This window comes from Vibrio sp. 1249-1, from assembly GCF_033340495.1.
The window spans coordinates 1-552 of record NZ_JAWOWJ010000994.1; the positions used below are offsets into that span (position 1 = coordinate 1).

A 552-nucleotide genomic window follows, 5' to 3' on the forward strand; every position below is an offset into this window, starting at 1 on the left:
TTGCTTATCTGACGATCAGTGTGCTTTTTGTGTGCACCATTTTCGTTCTGCCATTAGGTGCGGTATTTATTCCAATGTCTGAAGACAATCAATGGCTCATCTCAATTCCGATTTGCGCCTTGATTGGCATCACCTGGCACTTGGTCTACAAACGCGTTAGCCGAATCGCATCGTTCTTTATATACGGCAATCGACAAACACCAGTTCAGCAGATCTTAGCGTTAGAAGAAGAGTTTAAGCGCTCAATCGACGATGCCGTGCATCAGTTGAGCACATTACTCAACATACCCAATGACAAGCTTCAGCTCGTAACCAGTAACTACACCGAAACCTTCTACGAAGATTATTTACACAGCAATGATTCGGTTTTGGTGCTCGACGAACTCTCTGAAAGGCTCGACGAAAAACCGTCTTCAAAAGGTTCAATCAAAGCTCTGTATGAACGCATGAGATCGAGTAACACGGCACTTGTTATGCCACTGTTTGGCCGCGAAAAGTCGGTTTCACATTTGCTGATTTCTTCACACAAAAGCGATAATAAACTGTTTTCGA

Annotated in this window: 1 pseudogene; it reads left to right on the forward strand. The window is 43.7% G+C overall.

From position 1 onward, the window contains the following. A pseudogene (locus R7Z50_RS30095) lies at nucleotides 1–552 on the forward strand (hybrid sensor histidine kinase/response regulator); the annotation flags it as partial.